Here is a 21881-nt window from a genome sequence, read left to right on the forward strand (position 1 = left end):
GCCCCGGCGGCCCGGCCCCCCGCACCGCCGCGGGTCAGGCCGCCCGGGCGGGGGCCGGCTCCGCCAGCTCCGCCAGCATCGCCGCGCGCAGGCGCAGGGTGGACACCAACCGCTGGAAGGCCTCGGCCCAGTACGCCTCGGCGCCCGGCGTGACCTCCGCGGCCGCCGATCCGCCGGGGGCGTTCGCGTCCGCCCCGGGCGCTCCGGCCGATTCCGCGGCCAGCGCCACCGAGAGCAGGGACTCCAGCCGGTCGGCCGCCGCCGGGTCCAGGCAGCGCTCGGCGAGCCCCATCACCCCGCTGAAGCTCCAGGGGTAACTCCCCGCCGACCGGGCCGAGTCCAGCGCGTCGACCACGGCGTCGCCCAGCTCGGCGGCCCACGGCACCACGCTCACCCCGAGCAGCTGGAAGGCCTCCGACAGCCCGTGGGCCCGCACGAACTCGGCGACCCAACGGGCCCGTTCCTCCTCGGGCAGGGTCTCCAGGAGCTTCGCCCGCTCGGCGAGCGAGGCGGTGGCCGGGCCCGCCGCGGGCGGCGCGGACGCCGAGCCGAGCAGGGCCTTCGACCAGAGCGGGTCGCGCTGGCGGACCGCCGCCCGGCACCAGGCCGCGTGCAGTTCCTCGGCCCAGCCCTCGGCCACCGGCAGCGCCAGGATCCCGGCCGGGTCCAGGCCGGCGAACCGCTCCCGCCAGCACGACAGCGGAGCCGCCTCCACCAGCTGCCCCAGCCACCAGGCCCGCTCCCCGCGACCGGCCGGCGGGCGCTCGACCACGCCGTCCCGCTGCATCCCGGCATCGCAGGCGACCGGCGGGACCACGCCCTCCGGCCCCACGCAGGCCAGTGCCCGCTGCGCCATCCGGCCCGCCAGTGCGGACCCCACGAGTGCGGAGAGCAGCTCGGCCGCCGTCGCCCGGACATTGCGGCTCCGGTCGCCCAGGGCCTGCTCCAGGAAGGGCTCGTCCGCCTCCGACAGCCCCGAGCGGAGCGAATCGAGGAACATCAGCCGGTCCTCGGCGCGCTCGGTGGACCACGTGGTCGCCAGGAGCAGCGGAGCGGCCGCCGCCTCATGTGCCCGGACCGCCCCCAGCAGCGCCACCCGTTCCGCGAACAGCCCCTCCTGCCACAGCCGTGCCACGCCCGCCGGATCGTCGGGGGCGGGCAGTTCGCCGCCCCCGGCCCCGCTGCGCAGCGCGAACCGCCACTCCGGGTTGAGCCGGGCCAGCCACCGCCCCCGCGCGCCGGCGAGCGCCAGGGCCTGCGGGCGCAGATCCGTACGGGCCTTGGCCGCGTCCAGCAGCGCGGGTACCTGGGCGGCGGGCGCCCGGTAGCCGTGCCGCACGGCGGCGGCCAGCCACTGCGGCAGCAGCTCGGTCAGGTCCGGCGCCGATCCGCGCCGCCCGCCGCCCCCGCCCGTGCGGCCCGCCAGCAGCTGCGCGAGCCGCCGCCGCGCGGCATCCGGCGGCGCTGGGCGCGGGTCCGGCGCCGCGGGCTCGGGCCGCGGGCCCGCCTCGGCCGGACGCAGCCCCGCCCGGCGGCGCACCGCCGCGACGGCCGCCGCGTCCAGCAGGGCCTGCGGCGAGCCGGTCGCCCCGCTGCCGCGCCGCCGCTCGGTGCCGAGCAGTGCGGCGCTGACCAGCTCCTCCCACGGCTCGGCCCCGGGCGCCTGGCCGTGCCCGTCCCCGTGTCCGTCCCCGTTCATGTGCCCCTCCCTCGTCCTCGTTCTCGTTCTCGGCCTCGTCCTTGCTCTCGGGCCCGGCCTTGTTGCTGGGTGGTGCGCTCCGGTCCCGCCCCCTCCGCGGGACCGGAGCAGTCCTCCCCGTGTGTGGTCGTGTGCGTCGTGTTCGTGTCGTGTGTGCGGTCGTGTGTGTGGTCGTGTGCGTCGTGCCTTCGGCCGGCCCTTCGGCCCGCTAGCTGGCGTGGTTGTCGTTCACAGAAGCCCCCCGGCTTGCTCGTTGCCCGCTGGCGCCCCCGCGCCAGCGGTACTGCCGCGCGGCTCGCGCCGCGCCGTCGTTCAGCCCAGGGCGACGGGCTCGTCGGAGCCCGCGGCCCAGGCGGTCAGTGGAGTGAACCCGCGGTGTCCGCATTCGCCGAACACCGTCACCGGGTCGCCCCCGGACAGCGCCGCCAACTGCCACAGCCCTGAACGGGATCGCCCCGCGGCCGCCGTCACGGGCAGGGCGGACGTTCCCCGGGCGTCCGCCAGCTGCCAGCCGTGCTCCCCGGGGAGCGGAACCACCGGGCCGAGCACCACCGGCCAGGCGTCCAGCCACGGGTCCTCGCGCAACGCCGTTCCGTAGGCGTCGAGCGCGGCCCCCGCCCCGATCCCCGCCGGGGCCGGCGGCCACGGCACGGGCGCGGCGAACCGCTCCCCGAGGTCCGCCCGCAGCCCCGCCGACCCGGGCCGGAAGCGGGCTTCCGCATCCAGCGCCAGGCCGACCGGCAGGGCGAGCCCCGGTGGCCGCCCGGGCGGACCGAAGTCCAGGACCAGTGCCGCCCGTCCGCTCGCCGCCCCGCGCAGCCAGATCCGGCGCGTGGTGAGCCGGCCGTCCGGCGAGACGGTGTCGTACTGGGACAGCACCAGCCAGTGGTCGCGCACCGCGTCCCCCTCCGCGGTGCTCGTGATGCCCACTCCGGCCCGGACCGTGGCGGCCAGCGGCCCGGGAAGTTCCCCCACCCCGAGCCAGGCCCGGTCCAGCAGATGGAGGAGCGCGCACTCCTCCAGCATCCGGCCGGGCCAACCCGGACCGGAGGTCGGTATGGTTCCCAACTCCCTTACACGGGAGGCCAGTCCGGGTGCCTGTGCATCGACCATACGGGCCGCCGTCTCCTCCCACAGGGAATATCCGGCGTGCTCCTGACCGGCCAGTCCGCCGCGCAGAAGATCGGCCAGCCGCTGCTCCAGTTCGCTCACGCCCGCGCCGATCCGGGCCGCCCTGCGCTCGGCGCGCCGGCGGGCCGCCTCCGGGTCCGCGACCGCCGCGGCCGCCCCCGGGGCGGCGGCCCGGGCGGCCCGCGCCGCCCGCTCGGTCAGCCAGGTCGAGGCCCACTCCGGAGCCTCGACCGGTTCGCCGAAGCCCTCCGCCGCCCAGAGCAACAGCAGCCCCAGGGCGTGCTTGCACGGGAACTTCCGACTCGGGCAGGAGCACGTGTACGCCGGGCCCGTCAGGTCCACGACCGTCCGGTACGGCGTACTGCCGCTGCCCTTGCACCACCCCCACAGCGCGCCGGAAGCGGAACCTCCGGTCTGCGACCACGGACCCGCCCCACCCAGCTTGGCCCCCGCCTTGCGTGACGCCACGTCAGGAGCCAGAGCCAGTACCTGTTCCGCTGTCCAGCGGACCCCCTGCTCAGTCATGTGTTCCACCGTAGGCACCCCCACTGACAATCGCCCTGACCTGCAACAACGTGCTGAGCAGGGGGTGTTGTCAGTGGCGTGGTGCACCGTGGTCACAGCAGTCGGGAGCGGCTGCCGAGCATTGGAGGGGGACCATGACCATGCCCGAGAACGGCGCCGGCGCCGAGGTGCTGCGCCCGCATGCCGAAGACGCCTTCGCCCAAGAACTGAAAGCCCTCGCGGCCGCCGACGACCGGCCCCGCCCGGTCCGCTGGAAGCTCTCGCCCTGGGCCGTCGCCACCTACCTGCTCGGCGGCGAACTCGCCGACGGCACCGTGATCACGCCCAAGTACGTCGGCCCGCGCCGCATCGTCGAGGTCGCCGTCACCACCCTGGCCACCGACCGCGCCCTGCTCCTGCTCGGCGTCCCCGGCACCGCCAAGACCTGGGTGTCGGAACACCTGGCCGCCGCGGTCAGCGGGGACTCCACGCTGCTCGTCCAGGGCACCGCGGGCACCCCGGAGGAGGCGATGCGCTACGGCTGGAACTACGCGCGGCTGCTCGCCCACGGCCCGAGCCGCGAGGCGCTCGTCCCCAGCCCGATCATGCGGGCCATGACCGAGGGCATGACGGCGCGCGTCGAGGAGCTGACCCGGATCCCCGCGGACGTCCAGGACTCCCTGATCACCGTGTTGTCCGAGAAGACCCTGCCCATACCCGAGTTGGGGCAGGAGGCGCAGGCCGTCCGCGGCTTCAACCTCATCGCCACCGCCAACGACCGCGACCGCGGGGTCAACGAGCTCTCCAGCGCGCTGCGCCGCCGCTTCAACACCGTCGTACTGCCCCTGCCCGCGACCGCCGACGCCGAGGTCGACATCGTCGCCCGCCGGGTCGACCAGATGGGCCGCGCCCTGGACCTGCCGCCCGCACCCGAGGGCCTGGAGGAGATCCGCCGCGTCGTCACCGTCTTCCGCGAGCTGCGGGGCGGCATCACCGACGACGGCCGCACCAAGGTGAAGTCGCCGAGCGGCACCCTGTCGACCGCCGAGGCGATATCCGTCGTCACCAACGGACTCGCCCTGGCCGCCCACTTCGGCGACGGCGTACTGCGCCCCTCGGACGTGGCCGCCGGCATCCTCGGCGCGGTCGTCCGTGATCCGGCCGCCGACCGGGTGGTCTGGCAGGAGTACTTGGAGGCCGTGGTCCGCGAGCGCGAGGGCTGGAAGGACTTCTACCGCGCCTGCCGGGAGGTGACGGCGTGAGCCCGCGGACCACGGGCCCGCTCCTGCTGGGCGTGCGCCACCACGGGCCCGGCTCCGCCCGGGCGGTGCGCGCCGCCCTGGACGCGGCGGCGCCGCGGGCCGTGCTGATCGAGGGCCCGCCGGAGGGGGACGCGCTGCTGCCGTTGGCCGCCGACCCGGGGATGCGCCCGCCCGTGGCGCTGCTGGCCCACGTCGCCGACGATCCGGGCCGGGCCGCCTTCTGGCCGCTGGCCGGCTTCTCCCCGGAGTGGGTCGCCATCCGTTGGGCGCAGACCCGCGGGATCCCGGTCCGCTTCATCGACCTGCCGGCCGCGCACTCGCTCGCCGTCGCGCCGGGGGCCGATGCGGAGCCGGATCCCGAGCCCGCGCCGGAGTCCGGGCCCGGGACCGAGGGCGCCGAGGGGGCGCCGGTCGAGGGGGACCATCAGGTCGCCGGCATCCGGCTCGACCCGCTCGCGGCGCTCGCCGGAGCCGCGGGCTACGAGGACCCGGAGCAGTGGTGGGAGGACGTCGTCGAACACCGGGGGAGCGGCGGCGGGGCCGAGCCGCTGGCCGCCTTCGAGGCGCTCGGCGAGGCCATGGCCGCCCTGCGCGAGGAGTACGGCGACGGCGGCCACCCCCGCGACGCGGTCCGCGAGGCGTACATGCGCCAGCGGATGCGGGCCGCCCGCCGCGAGTTCGGCGACGACTACGCGGTGGTGTGCGGGGCCTGGCACGTGCCCGCACTGCGCGCGAAGACCACGGCGGCCGCCGACAAGGCGCTGCTCACCGGCCTGCCCAAGGTCAAGGTGGAGACCACCTGGGTGCCCTGGACCCACCGCAGACTGGCCCGGGCCGGCGGCTACGGAGCGGGCATCACCTCCCCCGGCTGGTACGCGCACCTCTTCGCGGCCCGCGACCGGCCCGTGGAGCGCTGGCTGACGAAGGTCGCCGGGCTGCTCCGCGAAGCGGACCGGCAGGTGTCCTCGGCGCATGTGATCGAGGCGGTCCGGCTCGCGGAGACCCTGGCCGCGCTGCGCGGCCGTCCGCTGCCCGGCCTCGGCGAAACCCTCGAAGCGGCCACCGCGGTGATGTGCGAGGGCTCCACCGTGCCCCTCACGCTCATCGAGGACCACCTGGTCGTGGGCGACGTGCTCGGCGAGGTCCCGGACGAGACGCCCGTCGTGCCCCTGCAACGGGACCTGACCCGGCTCCAGCGCTCCCTGCGCCTGAAGGCGGAGGCCCAGGTGCGGGACCTGGAGCTGGACCTGCGCAAGGACACCGACGGCGCCAAGAGCCTGTTGCTGCACCGCTTGCGGCTGCTGGGCATCGGGTGGGGCGCGCCCGCCGCCTCCCGGAGCGGCACCGGCACCTTTCGCGAGAGCTGGCGGCTGCGTTGGGAACCGGAGCTGTCGGTGCGGGTCGCCGAAGCCGGGATCTGGGGCACCACCGTGCTCGCCGCGGCCACCGCCAAGGCCGAGGCCGACGCGGCGGCCGCCGCGGAGCTGGGCGAGGTGACGGCCCTGGCCGAGCAGTGCCTGCTGGCCGGGCTGGGGCGGGCGCTGCCCGCCGTGCTGCGGGCGCTGGCCGACCGGGCCGCGCTGGACACCGATGTGGCCCGGCTCGCCCGGGCGCTGCCCGCCCTCGCCCGGTCGCTGCGCTACGGCGACGTGCGCGGTACGGACACGGCCGCGCTGGGCACGGTCGCGGCCGGGCTCGCCGAGCGGATCTGCGTCGCGCTGCCGCCCGCCTGCGCCACCGGGCTCGACGCCGATGCCGCGGCCGAGATGCGCGGCCACGTGGACGCGGTCCACGGGGCGATCGGGATGCTCGACCGTGGCGACGCCGCGGACGCCCCGGTAACCACCGACGCCGAGCGCGCCGCGGACGACGCCGGTGCGGACGGGCTGCGCGGGCGCTGGGCCGGGGTGCTGCGGACCCTGGCCGGCCGGGACACGGTGCCCGGGCTGATCCGCGGCCGGGCGGTCCGGCTGCTGCTCGACGAGGGCGCCCTCACCGCCGAGGAGACCGCGCGGCTGATGGGCCTCGCGCTGTCCCCGGCGACCGGACCCGCCGATGCGGCCGGCTGGATCGAGGGCTTCGCGGGCGGAGCGTCCGGCGGCGGCACGCTGCTGGTGCACGACGAACGCCTGCTCGGCCTGATCGACGGCTGGCTGACCGGGGTGCCGGAGCGTGCGTTCGTCGACGTACTGCCGCTGCTGCGGCGCACGTTCGGCGCCTACGAGCCGGGGGTGAAGCGGACCCTGGGCGAGCTGGTGCGCCGCGGCCCCGCCGCGCCGGGCGGCGCCGCGTCCACGGCCGGGCCGGCGCCCGAGGGCTTCGGACCGGAGCTGGACGCGGAGCGGGCGGACGCGGTGGTGGCCATGGTCCGGATGCTGCTGGCGGGCGCCCGTGGCGAAGACGACGAGCTGGTGGGGGTGGCCCGGTGAACACGACGGACACGACGGACACGATGCACACGACGGATGCGACGGATGCGACGGATGCGACGGACTCGGCGGGGGAGCGGCTGCGGCGCTGGCGCCTGGTGCTCGGCGGGAGCGAGGCGGACGGCACGGGACACGCCCTGACCGGCCGGGACGCGGCGATGGACGCCGCCCTCGGCGCCCTCTACGGCGGCCCCGGCGGCGGCCGCAAGGCGCCCGGCCGCACCGGGGAGCGCTCCGCCGGGCTCGGCGGCTCCGCCCCGGCGGTGGCCCGCTGGCTCGGTGACATCCGTACGTACTTCCCCGCCTCCGTCGTCCAGGTCATGCAGCGCGACGCCATCGAGCGGCTCGGCCTCTCCGCCCTGCTGCTGGAACCGGAGATGCTGGAGGCCGTCGAGCCGGACGTCCACCTGGTCGGCACCCTGCTCTCGCTCAACAAGGCGATGCCCGACACCACGCGGGAGACCGCCCGCATGGTGGTCCGCGCGGTGGTGGAGCAGCTGGAGAAGAAGCTCTCCGGCCGGACCCGGGCCGTCCTGGGCGGCGCGCTCGACCGCTCCGCCCGGATCAGCCGCCCCCGGCACCGGGACATCGACTGGGACCGTACGATCCGCGCCAACCTCAAGAACTACCTGGCGGAGCACCGCACGGTCGTCCCCGAACGGCTGATCGGCTACGGCCGGGCGGCGCAATCGGTGAAGAAGGAGGTGATCCTCTGCATCGACCAGTCGGGTTCGATGGCCGCCTCCGTCGTCTACGCCTCGGTCTTCGGCGCCGTCCTCGCCTCCATGCGCTCGATCGCCACCCGCCTCGTCGTCTTCGACACCGCCGTCGTGGACCTCACCGACCAGCTGGACGACCCCGTCGACGTCCTCTTCGGCACCCAGCTCGGCGGCGGCACGGACATCAACCGCGCCCTCGCCTACTGCCAGTCGAAGATCACCCGGCCCGCGGACACCGTCGTCGTCCTGATCAGCGACCTCTACGAGGGCGGCATCCGCAACGAGATGCTGCGCCGGGTCGCGACGATGAAGGCGGCCGGCGTCCAGTTCGTCACCCTGCTCGCGCTCTCGGACGAGGGCGCCCCCGCCTACGACCGCGAACACGCGGCGGCCCTCGCCGCCCTCGGCGCCCCGGCCTTCGCCTGCACCCCCGACCTCTTCCCGGAGGTGATGGCGGCCGCGATCGAGAAGAAGCCGCTGCCGGTCCCGGAGTGAGGAACCGCCCCGACGACCCACCGACCTCTGGACCACGCTCCCGTCCGCTGCACAGGGGCGGATCGCACGAATCTGCAGATCAACCGTGAGGCGATCTGTGACAGGTATCACCGCTCAGGTGTGATCTGCGATTTAGGGACCTACGGCCCGCGGGGATAACCTGCGGGACGGACATGCCGCGTCCACGGTCACCGTGTGCGCCTCCCTTGTGACAGCGCCGTCACGTTGCCCTCCGCGGCACGCCCACGCAGATAGCAGAAAACCGCGAATCACTGCGAATCTTTGAAGACAAGGGACGGACGCGCGTGGACCTGTTCGAGTACCAGGCGAGGGACCTCTTCGCCAAGCACGGTGTACCGGTGCTGGCCGGTGAAGTGATCGACACGCCTGAGGCGGCTCGCGAGGCCACCGAGCGGCTGGGCGGCAAGTCGGTCGTCAAGGCGCAGGTGAAGGTCGGAGGCCGCGGCAAGGCCGGCGGCGTCAAGCTGGCCGCCAACGCGGACGAGGCCGTCGCCCGTGCGACGGACATTCTCGGCATGGACATCAAGGGCCACACGGTCCACAAGGTGATGATCGCCGAGCTGTCCCCGGAGATCGAGGCGGAGTACTACGTCTCGTACCTCCTCGACCGCACCAACCGCACCTTCCTGGCCATGGCCTCGGTGCAGGGCGGCATGGACATCGAGGAGGTCGCGGAGAAGACCCCCGAGGCCCTCGCGAAGGTTCCGGTCAACGCGGTCGACGGTGTCGACATCGTCAAGGCCCGCGAGATCGTGGCCCTGGCGAAGTTCCCGGCCGACGTGGCCGAGGGCGTCGCCGAGGCGATGGTGACCCTTTGGGACACCTTCGTCGCCGAGGACGCGCTCCTCGTCGAGGTCAACCCGCTGGTCAAGACCAAGGACGGCCGCATCCTGGCCCTGGACGGAAAGGTGTCTCTCGACGAGAACGCCGAGTTCCGCCAGCCGGGCCACGAGGAGTTCGTGGACCACGCGGCCGCGAACCCGCTCGAGGCGGCCGCCAAGGCCAAGAACCTCAACTACGTCAAGCTCGACGGTGAGGTCGGCATCATCGGCAACGGCGCGGGTCTCGTCATGAGCACCCTCGACGTCGTCGCGTACGCCGGCGAGAACCATGGCGGCGTCAAGCCCGCCAACTTCCTCGACATCGGCGGTGGCGCCTCCGCCGCCGTCATGGCGAACGGCCTCGAGATCATCCTCGGCGACCCGGACGTCAAGTCCGTCTTCGTCAACGTCTTCGGTGGCATCACCGCGTGCGACGAGGTCGCCAACGGCATCGTCCAGGCGCTGCAGCTGCTCGAGGACAAGGGCGAGGCGGTCACCAAGCCGCTCGTCGTCCGCCTCGACGGCAACAACGCCGAGCTGGGTCGCAAGATCCTCTCGGACGCCAACCACCCGCTGGTCCAGCGCGTGGACACCATGGACGGCGCGGCCGACAAGGCCGCCGAGCTCGCGGCTGCGAAGTAAGGGCAGAGGTCACAGACTCACATGGCTATCTTCCTCAACAAGGACAGCAAGGTCATCGTCCAGGGCATGACCGGTGCCACGGGCATGAAGCACACCAAGCTGATGCTGGCTGACGGCACCAACATCGTCGGCGGCGTGAACCCGCGCAAGGCCGGCACCACCGTCGACTTCGACGGCACCGAGGTCCCGGTCTTCGGCTCCGTCGCCGAGGCGATGGAGAAGACGGGCGCCAACGTCTCCGTCCTCTTCGTCCCGCCGGCCTTCGCCAAGGCCGCCGTGATCGAGGCGATCGACGCCGAGATCCCGCTGGCCGTCATCATCACCGAGGGCATCGCGGTGCACGACTCCGCCGCCTTCTGGGCGTACGCCACCGCCAAGGGCAACACGACGCGGATCATCGGCCCGAACTGCCCCGGTCTGATCACGCCGGGCCAGTCCAACGCCGGCATCATCCCGGGCGACATCACCAAGCCCGGCCGCATCGGTCTCGTGTCCAAGTCCGGCACGCTGACCTACCAGATGATGTACGAGCTGCGCGACCTCGGCTTCTCGTCCGCCGTCGGCATCGGTGGCGACCCGGTCATCGGCACCACGCACATCGACGCCCTGGAGGCGTTCGAGGCGGACCCCGACACCGACCTGATCGTCATGATCGGTGAGATCGGCGGCGACGCCGAGGAGCGTGCGGCGGACTTCATCGCCAAGCACGTCACCAAGCCGGTCGTCGGTTACGTCGCGGGCTTCACCGCCCCCGAGGGCAAGACCATGGGCCACGCCGGCGCCATCGTCTCCGGCTCCTCGGGCACCGCGCAGGCGAAGAAGGAGGCCCTCGAGGCCGCCGGCGTCAAGGTCGGCAAGACGCCGACCGAGACGGCGAAGCTGGCGCGCGAGATCCTGAACGCCACGGGCGCCTGATCCCAGCACCGGCAGTACGCGTACGGGCGTGGCCCGCACCCCTCGGGGTGCGGGCCACGCCCGTTTCCGCGTCCGCGAGGGCCGGCTGCCCCGTCGTTCGAGGCGCCCCCGGAGGGGTGCCGGATGGCGTGTGCGGCCGGTGTCGCCTCCGGCGGCGCCTCAAACGCCGGCGGGGCTGGATTCGCCCCGGCTCGGGGAAGCCGGCCCCCCCCCGGCGGAGCTGGATCTGCCCCGGCTATTCGCCCTTCGGGTGCAGCCGGTGGGGACCGGCCGCCGGCTCCGAGCGGAGCTTCTCGTGCAGTTCCCTGCTCGCGTCATTGAGCCGCGGCGGACCGTTGTGCGGGGCGGGCACGCCGGCGACCGTGGCCCCGGGGGCCGGCACCGGCTCGTACCGCGTGGGCGCCGTCACGGCCGTGTAGGCGGTCGCCGCCGCGATCGCCGCCGTCAGCCCGACGACCGCGCGGGTCCAGAAGCGGGTGCGGTGCTCCGAGGTGCGTCGGACGTCCACCGCCGGACGCGGTTCGAGGGACACGGCGGGCGCGAGCGAGCCCAGCCGTTCGCGCAGCAGCGCCGACTGCTTCTCCGGCGCTACGTCGACCAGCTCGGGCAACCGGTCGGCCAGCTCGGCATGCGCGTTGACCAGCCGGTTCCCGGCGGTCGGGGTGCTGGCCTCGGTCTCGGCGGCGGTGTCCGGGAGGTCGAGGCCGATGCCGTCGTAGAGCAGCACGGTGCGCCGGTGGGCCGGGGGCAGCGACAGCATCGCGTCCATGAGGATGCGGTCGGCGGGCTCGGCCGGGGGCTGGTCGGGGTGCCGGTGCGCCCGCCCGAGCCGGTGCCAGGGCGAGAGCGCGTGCTCGTACGCCGCCGCGCGCACCCACCCGACGGGATCGGGGTCGGTGGCGACCTCGGGCCACTGCTGCCAGGCCTGGTGGAAGGCGCGCTCGACGGACTCGCGGGCGAGGGTGCGGCGCCCGGTGAGCAGGTACGTCTGCCGTACGAGGGCGGGCGCGGCGTACCCGTAGAGCGCGTCGAAGGCTTCGGTGGGGGCGAGGGGCACCGGCTCCGGCCGGTCCCGGGCCTCGGGCGCGGCGGGGTCGGCGTCGGCTTCGGCGGCCTGTTCCGGTGCCGCTGCGGGCGCCGGGTCGGGTCGGGCAGCGGGAGCGGCTGTGGGAGGTGCCGGAGGTGCCGGAGGTACCGGCGTCGGGGGTCGGGCGGGGGCGGTCGGGGCCGGGTGGGGGGACCGGTGCCCGGTGGGGGCGGCGGCCCTGGTCTCGTGCCCGGGGGACCCGGCCGGGGGCTTCGCGGCCCGCTTGGCGGCGGCCTTGGGTCGGGTCTGGGCCGCGCCGGGCCGCGCAGCGCCGCCGGCCTTGGTGAAGGCCCGTACCGCCCCGGCGACCCGGAGGGCGGCGCCGGGCGTCCCGGCCGCGGAGTTGTGCACGGGATCGCCCGCGGCGCCGGTCACGGGGATGCGGGAGTCGTCGCCGTCGGCCACCTCGACCACCTCGGCCCCGTCCGCCCCGGTCAGCAGCTTGACGTACGCCTCGCGCTTGCGGCCCCGGGGGGCCGTGCGGCCGGTCTCCCAGGAGCGGACCGTGGAGGGGGTCACGCCGACGGCGGTGGCGACGTCGTCATGGGTCAGCTCGGCCGCCTCGCGCAGTCTGCGGCGTTCCTTCGGGGAGGGAAGGGCCAGCTCCGAGGTCGTCTCGATGCTTTGTGTCATGCCACACTCCCCGCGACCCGGCAGTCCTGGGCGAAAAAGTACATAAACGTATATTGAGCGACACCACGGGCATTCGCCTGTTACCCGCCCATAGCGCGTGTCGTTGGCACCATGGCGGGGTGACCCAAGTGACCGAACGCGGGACGTCCTTGCCGGCGGCGCCGCGGTCCGGCGGACGGCGCCGTTCCCCGGCGGCCGCCGCGTGCGTGCTGGGCGGGGCCGTTGCCGCCGGACTGGGGCTCGGCTGCGTCGCCGTCCTCGTCATCGTGCTGTGGATCAGCTCGCCGTACCCCGACAGCGGCCCCGGCGGGGCCCTGCACGTGGCGGCCGGGCTGTGGCTGCTCGCCCACGGGACCGAGCTGATCAGGTACGACACCTTGTCCGGGGTGCCGGCGCCGGTGGGGATCACTCCCTTGCTGCTGCTGGGCCTGCCCATCCTCCTCATGCGGCGGGCGGCGCGGCTCGCGACCGACGACGGGGGAGGCGGCGACGACGGCGCCGGCGCGGCCGGGGGTGAAGTGCTGTCCGCCGGCACGGTGTTCGCCGCGGTGCTCTGCGGCTACCTCGCCGTCGGGGCGGGCGCCACCGTGTACGCGGCCCGCGGGCCGGTGCCGGCCGATCCGCTCAGCGCGGCCTGGCACGTGCCGCTGGTCGCGGTGGTCTCGGCCGCCGCCGGGGTCTGGGCCGCCCGGGGCCGCCCGGGCGTGCGGTGGCCGGCCTGGGTGCCGAGGGGCGTGCGCAGGGCTTGCACGCGCCCCCGGTATGCGCTGGCGCTGCGGGCCGGGAGCGCGGGGGCGCTCGTACTCCTCGGCGGTGGCGCGCTGCTGCTCGCGGCCTCGCTGGCCTGGCACGCCGGGGAGGTCCAGACCTCGTTCCTGTCGCTGACCGGGGTGTGGTCGGGCCGCTTCGCGGTGCTGCTGGTGGCGCTGGGGCTGGTGCCGAACGCGGCGGTGTGGGGTGCGGCGTACGCGCTCGGGCCGGGCTTCGCCGTGGGCACCGGGGCGACCGCGACCCCGCTCGGCTTCGCGGGATCGCCCGCGATGCCGGGCTTCCCGCTGCTGGCCGGGCTGCCGCCGGAGGGGCCCGGCTCGCTGCTGACCTGGGCGGTGGGCGTGATCCCGGTGGCTGCCGGGCTGGTGGTCGGGTGGTTCGCGGTGCGGCGGGCCCGGGAGGTCTCCTACGCGGAGACCGCGCTGACCGCGGCGCTGGGCGGGGTGGTGTGCGGGTTGCTGCTGGGCGGGCTCGCGGCGATCGCCGGGGGGCCGCTGGGCTCGCGGGAGCTGGCCGACTTCGGTCCGGTGTGGTGGACGACCGGAGCGGCGGCGGCGGGGTGGACGGTGGGATTGGCGGTGCCGGTGGCGCTGTTGGTGCATGGGTGGCGCGAGCGTCCGGTGCGGTTGGCGCGGGCGGAGCGCGGGGAACGGGTGGGGCGTGCGGGGCGGGACGAGCCGGCGGGCAGCTGGCACGACAGCGGGGTGCGGGACCTCCGGTGGGCCGCCCTCCGCAAGGCCGCGGGCACCTTGGTCCCGGACTTCCCGGCCCCATGGACCCCACCGTCCCCGCCGCCTGCGTCGCCTGCGTCGTCCGTGCCTTCCGCGTTGACCGCGCCGGCGGGTGCGGTGGCCGGGCTCACGCCGGGTGCGGGTGCGGGTGCGGCTCCGGTGCTCCCGGCGGTTTCGGTGTCGGCGGTGGAGCCGGACCCCGTACGCCCCCCGGTACCGGGACCGCTGCACGGGGGCGACGTGGCCGCGACGCTGCGGGTGGCCCTGGAGGAACTGGCCGCCGACGCGGACCCGGGCGCACCCGATGGCCCGCGGGCGGTGGACCTGACCCCCGCGGTGGTGGGCGCACGGGTCATGACCAGGCGGGTGCCGCCGACGACCTAGCGGTGGCGGGCGGGCCCTGCGGGAGCTTTCCCCGACCCCGCCCCTTCCCGAAACCATGGGCTCCGCCCCTGGACCCCCGGCCCGTTCCGGGCGGGGTGCGTGGCCCCGGGCCCCGGCCCGTTCCGGGTCCCAGCCCCGGCCCCTGGCCCGTTCCGGGCAGGGCGTTTGGTCCCAGGCCCCGGCCCGTCCCGGGCCCCAGCCCCGGCCCCCCTGGCCCGTTCCGGGCAGGGCGTTTGGTCTCAGGCCCCGGCCCGTTCCGGGCGGGGTGCTTGGCGCCGGGCCCTGGCCCGTTCCGGGCCTCGGCCCCGACCCTTCCAGGTGGGGCCGGGGCCGAGGCCGGGGCCGGTTGGGCGTCGGTTACTGGGGGACCTTCAGGATGTCGCCCAGGAAGTTGTTCGGGAGCTGGGTGTTGCACTGGAGCTCGGCCGTGTGCGTGAGGGCGTCGTCGCGGCAGACGTAGAAGTCCTTGTACGCGATCTGCAGGCCGTAGGTGCCCAGGGCCAGGGCCAGCGCCAGCGTCGCGGTGACCAGGCCGCTGATCGCGGCCGCGCGCTGGGGGCGGGCCGCCGGGCCCAGGGAGGCCAGGCCGCTCTCGGCCGGGGCCGCGCCGGCCGCGCCGGTCGTGCCCGAGGCTTCGGCGGGCTCGGGGCGCTTGGCGCGCAGCGCGCTCACGCCCCAGTACAGCGCGAGCGCCCCCAGCAGCAGGCCCACCGACGGGATGCCGAACACGCCGAGGAAGAAGCCCCACATGCCCGCGAGCAGTGCGTACCGGGCGCGCCGCTGGACGGGGTCGGACGGGTCCCAGCGGGCCGGGCCGCCCCCGAGGCCGTCCGGTCCGCCGTCACCGCCGTCCCGGCCGCGGCGTTCCTGTTCGTCCGCGCCGCGCCTCGGCGCCCAGGGCTGGTCGGGGCGCCCCTCCGGGGGAGCCGCGAAGGGATTGTCCTGCTGGGGGGAGTCGTCGGGCGCGGACGGCGGTGTGGGAGAGGAGGGCTGACGGCGGTCCGGCATCGGGTGCGTTTCTTCCCCTGTGTGGTGGTGTGGTGGGAGGCATGTGGCTGCTGTGTCCGGTGTAAATGACCGTGAACGGCTTGTATGCCTGACGCTACCTGCCGGTCGTCCCCCCGTCCCTCGGGGGCCGTCCGGTGTGCCGGTATCGTTGCAGGCGGTCGGTGGCTTCGTATGGTCCCCCGTATATCGGGGTGCCCGAGTTTCGTACGACCGTACAAAGACGAAACCCGCATTCCGCAAGAAAGGGCCTCCCCATGGCCTCCTCCCGCCTGGTCGTGCTGGTCTCCGGCTCCGGCACCAACCTCCAGGCCCTGCTCGATGCCGTCGATCTGGGCGCCGAAGTCGTCGCCGTGGGGGCCGACCGCGAGAACATCGTGGGTCTGGAGCGGGCCGAGAAGGCCGGCATCCCCACGTTCGTGTGTCCCGTCAAGGGGTACGCCAGCCGCGCGGAGTGGGACGCCGCCCTCACCGAGGCCACCGCCGCCTTCGAGCCGGACCTGGTGGTCTCCGCCGGGTTCATGAAGATCGTGGGCGAGCGGTTCATCGACCGCTTCGGCGGCCGGTTCATCAACACCCACCCCGCCCTGCTGCCCGCCTTCCCCGGCGCGCACGGCGTACGGGACGCCCTCGCGTACGGCGCGAAGGTCACCGGGTGCACGGTCCACTTCGTGGACACCGGCGTGGACACCGGTCCGATCATCGCCCAGGGTGTGGTCGAGGTCCTGGGCGGGGACGACGAAGCCGCTCTCCATGAGCGCATCAAGGAAGTCGAGCGCACGCTGCTCGTCGATGTCGTGGGGCGCCTGGCCCGGCACGGCTACCGCATTGAGGGACGAAAGGTAACAATCCAGTGACCGCCGTAGAGACCGCAGAGAGCAACGACCCCGTGACGACCCAGCGGCCGATCCGGCGCGCCCTCGTGAGCGTCTACGACAAGACGGGACTGGAAGAGCTGGCCCGCGGCCTGCACGAGGCGGGCGTCACGCTCGTCTCCACCGGCTCCACCGCCTCGAAGATCGCCGCCGCCGGGGTGCCCGTCACCAAGGTCGAGGAGCTCACCGGCTTCCCCGAGTGCCTGGACGGCCGGGTCAAGACCCTGCACCCCCGCGTGCACGCGGGCATCCTCGCGGACCTGCGCCTGGAGGACCACCGCCGCCAGCTCGCCGAGCTGGAGGTCGAGCCCTTCGACCTGGTGATCGTCAACCTGTACCCCTTCCGCGAGACCGTAGCCTCCGGCGCCGACCCCGACGAGTGCGTCGAGCAGATCGACATCGGCGGCCCCTCGATGGTCCGCGCCGCGGCCAAGAACCACCCGTCGGTCGCCGTGGTGACCAGCCCCGGGCGCTACGCCGACGTCCTCGCCGCGGCCCAGGGCGGCGGTTTCGACCTGACCGCGCGCAAGCGGCTGGCGGCCGAGGCCTTCCAGCACACCGCCGCCTACGACGTCGCCGTGGCCTCCTGGTTCACGAATGCGTACGCTCCGGAAGAGGGCGCCGTGCTCCCCGAGTTCCTGGCCGGCGCCTGGGACCGCAAGGCGAGCCTGCGCTACGGGGAGAACCCGCACCAGGCCGCCGCGCTGTACACGGACGGTCAGCCGGGCGGCCTCGCCAACGCCGAGCAGCTGCACGGCAAGGAGATGTCCTTCAACAACTACGTCGACACCGAGGCCGCCCGCCGGGCCGCCTTCGACCACGACGAGCCCTGTGTCGCGATCATCAAGCACGCCAACCCGTGCGGCATCGCGGTCGGCGACGACGTCGCCGAGGCGCACCGCAAGGCGCACGCCTGCGACCCGCTCTCGGCCTTCGGCGGCGTGATCGCCGTCAACCGTCCGGTCACCGTCGCGCTCGCCGAGCAGGTCGCGGAGATCTTCACCGAGGTCATCGCCGCCCCGGCGTACGAGGACGGCGCGCTGGAGGTCCTCGCCAAGAAGAAGAACATCCGCGTCCTGAAGGTGGACGGCAGCCCGCACCAGCCGGGCGACCTCAAGCCGATCAGCGGGGGCGCGCTGCTCCAGCACTCGGACCTCTTCCAGGCCGAGGGCGACGACCCGGCGAACTGGACCCTCGCCACCGGTGACGCCCTGTCGGCGACCGAACTCGCCGAGCTGGCCTTCGCCTGGACGGCCTGCCGCGCGGTCAAGTCGAACGCGATCCTGCTGGCCAAGGACCGCGCCTCGGTCGGCGTCGGCATGGGTCAGGTCAACCGCGTCGACTCGGCGAAGCTCGCCGTCGAGCGGGCCGGAGCCGAGCGCGCGCAGGGTTCGTACGCCGCCTCCGACGCCTTCTTCCCCTTCCCCGACGGGCTGGAGATCCTGACCGCCGCGGGCATCAAGGCCGTGGTCCAGCCGGGCGGCTCGGTCCGTGACGAGCAGGTCATCGAGGCCGCGCAGAAGGCGGGCGTCACGATGTACTTCACCGGGACGCGCCACTTCTTCCACTGATCCCGGGAGAAGTGAGAACGGCGAAGGCCGCGACCCGCAGCGAGTGCGGGTCGCGGCCTTCGCCGTGTGCGGATCAGCCGGAACGCGTCAGAAGTTCCTGGGCCGGTTGAACCAGGCGGCGCCGTCGGCCTTCGCGAGGAAGACGATGATCAGGATCGACAGGATGGTGTGCACCAGGCCGATCAGGATGAACGGGTAGATGCCGAGCAGCGCCGTGATCGAGGCGAAGACGATGCCCGTGATGCGGATGGCGTTGCCGCCCTTGCCGAACTTCGCGCCGAGGAAGATGGCGACGATGCCCCAGATGAGGATCGCGACCGCGAAGCCGTACAGGGCCCCGGTCGGGAAGTCCTTGAGGGCGTCGAACTGGCTGTCCGCCTGGATGGTCGGGTCGTTCTTCGCCTTGTCGACGGCGGCGGCGGCGAGGATGAAGATGGCCGCGCCGATGACCTGGAACGCCGCGATGATGAAGAGCATGATGCGCGCGCCGGACACACCGCCCGGCATCGTCTGCGGAGCGCCCGAGTAACCGCCCGGGTACGCCGGGGCGCCACCCTGCGGGTAGCCGTAGCCGCCCTGCGGCGGGACGCCCTGAGGGGCCTGCTGCGGGTAGCCGTAGCCGGGCTGGCCGCCCTGCGGCTGCTGCTGCTGGCCGTACGGGTTGTTCGGGTCGCCGAAGCTCATGTTGGGGTGTTCCTCCGTAGAAGTGCGGGGACGCGTGGTCAGCACGGAGGAACTCTTGCGAATGCGGTCCGCCCCCCGGCACTGCCCGCGGCACTATTGCCGCCATCGTGGTCGGGTCCGGCCCGCATTGTCCAGTCGATTGGCGCTTGAGCACGCCACTTGTTGTGCAAGTGCAATGAACCGGGCACTGATGCGGGCGTCTTGGCCGGTCATCACGAGTGGTGCGAGTGGAACCGGGGGCGGTCCATCCGGGAGGATGGGTCCATGACCGCCCAGATTCTCGATGGCAAGGCCACCGCGTCCGCGATCAAGTCCGAACTGACGGCCCGCGTGGCGGCCCTCACGGCCCGGGGCATCACCCCCGGCCTGGGCACCCTGCTGGTCGGCGATGATCCCGGGAGCCGCTGGTACGTCAACGGCAAGCACAAGGACTGCGCCGAGGTCGGCATCGCCTCGATCCAGCGCGAACTGCCCGCGACCGCCTCCCAGGAGGACATCGAAGCGGTCGTCCGTGAACTCAACGCCAACCCCGAGTGCACGGGGTACATCGTCCAACTGCCGCTGCCCAAGGGCATCGACACCAACCGCGTGCTCGAACTGATGGACCCGGCGAAGGATGCCGACGGCCTGCACCCGATGTCGCTGGGCCGGTTGGTCCTGGGCGAGCCGGGCCCGCTGCCCTGCACCCCCTACGGGATCGTGGAACTGCTGCGGCACCACGGCGTGGAGATCAACGGCGCGCACGTGGTGGTGCTCGGCCGCGGGATCACCGTCGGCCGGTCCATCGGCCTGCTGCTGACCCGCAAGTCGGAGAACGCCACCGTGACGCTGTGCCACACCGGTACGCGCGACCTGCCGGCGCTGCTGCGGCAGGCGGACATCGTGGTCGCGGCCGCGGGCGTGCCGCACCTGGTCAAGCCACAGGACGTGAAGCCGGGGGCGGCGGTCCTCGACGTCGGCGTCAGCCGGGACGAGAACGGGAAGATCGTCGGGGACGTGCACCCGGGGGTCGCGGAGGTGGCCGGGTGGCTGTCCCCGAACCCGGGGGGCGTCGGTCCGATGACGCGGGCGCAGCTGTTGGTGAATGTGGTGGAGGCGGCGGAGCGGCTCGTTCCGGCGGCGGAGACCGCGTGAGCGGGGCGGACCCGCGGGGCAGCGGCAGGACCCGGGCGAAGCCGCCGACCGCGCCCCGGGCCCAGACGAGGGCCCCGGGCCCCGGTGACACCTCGGGCAAGGGCGAGGGCCCGGCCAAGGGCAAGGGCCCGGCCAAGGACCGGGCCGACGGCGACGGCTCCGCCGGGACGAGTGCCGGGGGCAGCGCCGAGCCCAAGGCCAACGCCAAGGCCGACGCCAAGGCTGAGCCCAAGGCCGAGCCCAAGGCGGTCGCGGAGCAGGGCGCCGCGCGCCCGTCGCGGCGGCCGCCCTCCGTCACGCGCGACACCGCCCGGCCCGAGGGCGGCGGCCGGGCGGCGCCCGGCGGCGCGCCCGCGCCGGCGCGCCAGTGGCCGATGCTGAGCGTGCTCGGGGCCACCGCCGCCGGGCTGCTCATCACCGCGTTCGGCTACTCCCGGGTCGGCTGCCTGTTCATCGGGGTGGCGCTGGTCGCCGCCGCGGTGATGCGGCGGGTGCTGCCGTCCGTGGGGATGCTCGCGGTGCGCTCCCGCTTCACGGACATGGTCACCTACGGCGTCCTCGGCGTCGCGATCATCCTGCTCTCGCTGGTGACGGAGCCGAAGCCGTGGCTGGAGATCCCGTTCCTGACGGACGCCGTGCGCTTCACGGTCCGCTGAGCCCGGCCCCGCCGGCGTCCTGAGGACCCGACGCCCGGCCGCCGCTGGGCGCCGGGGCGCCGAGCGCCGCCAGGGTCGCCAGGGTCGCCGCGATGGCGGGCTGCGCCTTGGCGCCCGTACGGACCAGCGCCTCGATGGTCCGGCCGCGTCCCGGCAGCGTGAGGATCGCGGTGCCGGGCGGCGGACCGTCGCACAGCAGCTTGGGCAGGATCGTCACCGCGTGCCCGGTGGCGACCAGCCACAGCGCCCCGCGTAGATCGCCGCAGTCGTGTTCGATCCGCGGGGTGAAGCCGGCGTTGCGGCACGCGTGCAGCAGCATCTCGCGGCAGCTGCTGGGCGCCGGCGCGGAGATCCACGCGTGGTCGCGCAGCGCCGCGAGCCCCTCCCGCGCCACGGCCGGCCGCAGTGCCTCCGGCAGCGCCAGGCAGAGCGGATCGTCGAACAGCGGCACCGAGGTGGTGCCGATCGCAGGTGGCTCGCCCAGCAGGTGGTAGTGGTAGGTGACGACCAGGTCCAGCTCGCGGCGGCGCAGCCGCGGGACGGCGTCCTCCGGCTCGGCCTGCACGATCCGGGGCCGCAGCAGCGGATGGCGCCGGGCCAGTTCCGCGACGAGCGGCGCCGCGACCGGCCCCAGGGCGCTCGGCGCGCAGCCGATGCTCAGCTCTCCGCTGAGGTCGTCGTCGAGCGCGCGCACCGCCCCCTCGGCGCGCTCCAGCGCGGCCAGGACGTGCTCGCACTCGGCCGCGAGGGCCGCTCCGGCGGCCGTGAGCCGCAGCCCGCGCCCCTCGCGCCGCATGAGCGAGGCGCCCGCCTCCGACTCCAGGGCCCGCAGCTGCTGGGACACGGCGGACGGGGTCACGCCGTGGAGATCGGCGACCGCGGTCACCTTTCCGTGTTGTGCCAGGTCACGAAGGATCACCATGCGCTTCACATCAAGCATGAGTTCATCTTAATGATGGTTGAAGCCTGAGTAGCTGGACTTCACAGTCTTTCCCGCGTCATCCTCGGTCCATGAAGATTCTGCTGATCGGCGCGAACGGAACACTCGGACGAGCGGTCCACACGGCCCTGCGGGAGCGCGACCACGAGGTCGTCACCGCTTCCCGCAAGGACTCGGACTTCTTCGTCGACATCACCGACCCCTCATCCATCCGCTCCCTCTACGACCAGGCGGGCCCGGTCGACGCGGTCGCGAGCGCGGCGGGCAGCGTCCCGTGGAAGCCCGTGGGCGAGCTGACCACCCAGGACATCCGGGCCGGTCTCGAAGGCAAGGCCGTCAGCCAGATCGAGCTGGTCCTCCAGGGCCTGGAGCGGCTGCCCGCGCACGGTTCGTTCACGCTCATCACCGGCATCCTGGCCCGCGAGTTCCTGCTCACCGGTGCGGTCTCCTCCCTCGCCAACGGCGCCGTCGAGGCCTTCGTCCGCGCGGCCGCCATCGAGCTCCCGGGCCGCCAGCGGATCAACGCGGTCAGCCCGACCGTCTTCGAGGAGTCCATGGACGTCTACGGCGACACCTTCGCCGGATTCGACGCGGTCCCGGTGGGCCGGGCCGCGGCCGCCTACGTGAAGTCGATCGAGGGCCACCAGACCGGACAGGTCTTCCGGGTCGGATAATCACCCGGACCGGGATCATTCGCTGATCATCCGTTGCGTGGATAACCGCACTGCGTAAAGCCGAACCATGACCGTGCCTTCCCGGCTCCGCCCGGGGA

At 74.3% G+C, this 21881-nt stretch carries 17 protein-coding genes; 11 read left to right on the top strand and 6 right to left on the bottom strand.

Annotated features, from left to right (window positions below; all coding sequences use genetic code 11):
• Nucleotides 1–34 precede the first annotated feature (34 nt).
• Nucleotides 35–1699 carry a DUF5691 domain-containing protein gene (locus ACIBEA_RS10795; protein WP_399259477.1) on the bottom strand — a complete coding sequence of 555 codons (1665 nt, stop codon included), beginning with the start codon at nucleotides 1697–1699 and terminating at the stop codon, nucleotides 35–37.
• A gap of 312 nt (nucleotides 1700–2011) precedes the next feature.
• Nucleotides 2012–3355, bottom strand: a complete 1344-nt coding sequence (locus ACIBEA_RS10800; protein WP_399259478.1) for an SWIM zinc finger family protein — start codon at nucleotides 3353–3355, stop codon at nucleotides 2012–2014.
• A gap of 134 nt (nucleotides 3356–3489) precedes the next feature.
• Here ACIBEA_RS10800 and ACIBEA_RS10805 point away from each other — a divergent pair, with 134 nt between their 5' ends.
• From ACIBEA_RS10805 to sucD, 5 genes are all read left to right on the top strand, one after another.
• Nucleotides 3490–4596: an AAA family ATPase gene (locus tag ACIBEA_RS10805; protein WP_399259479.1), complete on the top strand. Its 1107-nt coding sequence runs from the start codon at nucleotides 3490–3492 to the stop codon at nucleotides 4594–4596.
• Nucleotides 4593–7025, top strand: a complete 2433-nt coding sequence (locus ACIBEA_RS10810; protein WP_399259480.1) for a DUF5682 family protein — start codon at nucleotides 4593–4595, stop codon at nucleotides 7023–7025. Before ACIBEA_RS10805 ends, ACIBEA_RS10810 begins: the two co-directional genes overlap by 4 nt.
• Before the next feature lie 23 nt (nucleotides 7026–7048).
• Complete coding sequence (locus ACIBEA_RS10815) at nucleotides 7049–8239, top strand: VWA domain-containing protein (RefSeq protein WP_399259544.1); 1191 nt, start codon at nucleotides 7049–7051, stop codon at nucleotides 8237–8239.
• A 305-nt stretch (nucleotides 8240–8544) separates the two neighbouring features.
• On the top strand, nucleotides 8545–9723 hold the full coding sequence (sucC, locus tag ACIBEA_RS10820; protein WP_399259481.1) for an ADP-forming succinate--CoA ligase subunit beta: 1179 nt from the start codon (nucleotides 8545–8547) through the stop codon (nucleotides 9721–9723).
• Nucleotides 9724–9744: 21 nt separating this feature from the next.
• Nucleotides 9745–10638 carry a succinate--CoA ligase subunit alpha gene (gene sucD / locus ACIBEA_RS10825; protein ID WP_399259482.1) on the top strand — a complete coding sequence of 298 codons (894 nt, stop codon included), beginning with the start codon at nucleotides 9745–9747 and terminating at the stop codon, nucleotides 10636–10638.
• Nucleotides 10639–10873: 235 nt separating this feature from the next.
• On the opposite strand, the gene ACIBEA_RS10830 is transcribed toward sucD, so the two are convergent.
• The gene (locus ACIBEA_RS10830) at nucleotides 10874–12358 is read right to left on the bottom strand and encodes a helix-turn-helix domain-containing protein (protein WP_399259483.1); all 1485 of its coding nucleotides are present in this window, start codon (nucleotides 12356–12358) and stop codon (nucleotides 10874–10876) included.
• Nucleotides 12359–12477: 119 nt separating this feature from the next.
• On the opposite strand from ACIBEA_RS10830, the gene ACIBEA_RS10835 reads away from it, so the two are divergent.
• Nucleotides 12478–14244 carry a DUF6350 family protein gene (locus ACIBEA_RS10835; protein ID WP_399259484.1) on the top strand — a complete coding sequence of 589 codons (1767 nt, stop codon included), beginning with the start codon at nucleotides 12478–12480 and terminating at the stop codon, nucleotides 14242–14244.
• Nucleotides 14245–14601: 357 nt separating this feature from the next.
• On the opposite strand, the gene ACIBEA_RS10840 is transcribed toward ACIBEA_RS10835, so the two are convergent.
• Nucleotides 14602–15252, bottom strand: a complete 651-nt coding sequence (locus ACIBEA_RS10840; RefSeq protein ID WP_399259485.1) for a hypothetical protein — start codon at nucleotides 15250–15252, stop codon at nucleotides 14602–14604.
• Between the two features lie 254 nt (nucleotides 15253–15506).
• On the opposite strand from ACIBEA_RS10840, the gene purN reads away from it, so the two are divergent.
• Entirely contained in the window at nucleotides 15507–16106 is a 600-nt protein-coding gene (gene purN / locus ACIBEA_RS10845; protein WP_399259486.1) for a phosphoribosylglycinamide formyltransferase, read from the top strand.
• Nucleotides 16103–17695 carry a bifunctional phosphoribosylaminoimidazolecarboxamide formyltransferase/IMP cyclohydrolase gene (gene purH / locus ACIBEA_RS10850; RefSeq protein WP_399259487.1) on the top strand — a complete coding sequence of 531 codons (1593 nt, stop codon included), beginning with the start codon at nucleotides 16103–16105 and terminating at the stop codon, nucleotides 17693–17695. The genes purN and purH overlap by 4 nt, the downstream gene beginning before the upstream one ends.
• 87 nt (nucleotides 17696–17782) lie before the next feature.
• Here the strand turns inward: purH and ACIBEA_RS10855 are convergent, their stop codons facing one another.
• Nucleotides 17783–18379, bottom strand: coding sequence for a hypothetical protein (locus ACIBEA_RS10855; protein ID WP_399259545.1), 597 nt, complete (start codon nucleotides 18377–18379; stop codon nucleotides 17783–17785).
• 264 nt (nucleotides 18380–18643) lie between these two features.
• Between ACIBEA_RS10855 and ACIBEA_RS10860 the strand changes: the two genes are divergently transcribed.
• Together ACIBEA_RS10860 and ACIBEA_RS10865 are read left to right on the top strand one after the other, a co-directional pair.
• Nucleotides 18644–19513, top strand: a complete 870-nt coding sequence (locus ACIBEA_RS10860) for a bifunctional methylenetetrahydrofolate dehydrogenase/methenyltetrahydrofolate cyclohydrolase (protein WP_399259488.1) — start codon at nucleotides 18644–18646, stop codon at nucleotides 19511–19513.
• A complete protein-coding gene (locus tag ACIBEA_RS10865) occupies nucleotides 19510–20169 on the top strand; it encodes a DUF3017 domain-containing protein (protein WP_399259489.1) in 660 nt (219 codons plus the stop codon). Before ACIBEA_RS10860 ends, ACIBEA_RS10865 begins: the two co-directional genes overlap by 4 nt.
• Here the strand turns inward: ACIBEA_RS10865 and ACIBEA_RS10870 are convergent.
• Entirely contained in the window at nucleotides 20156–21109 is a 954-nt protein-coding gene (locus tag ACIBEA_RS10870; protein WP_399259490.1) for a LysR family transcriptional regulator, read from the bottom strand. The genes ACIBEA_RS10865 and ACIBEA_RS10870 overlap by 14 nt on opposite strands.
• A gap of 71 nt (nucleotides 21110–21180) precedes the next feature.
• On the opposite strand from ACIBEA_RS10870, the gene ACIBEA_RS10875 reads away from it, so the two are divergent.
• Nucleotides 21181–21783, top strand: coding sequence for a short chain dehydrogenase (locus ACIBEA_RS10875; protein WP_399259491.1), 603 nt, complete (start codon nucleotides 21181–21183; stop codon nucleotides 21781–21783).
• Nucleotides 21784–21881 lie beyond the last annotated feature (98 nt).

Source organism: Streptomyces sp. NPDC051555, assembly GCF_044454405.1.
Classification (GTDB): Bacteria; Actinomycetota; Actinomycetes; order Streptomycetales; family Streptomycetaceae; genus Streptomyces.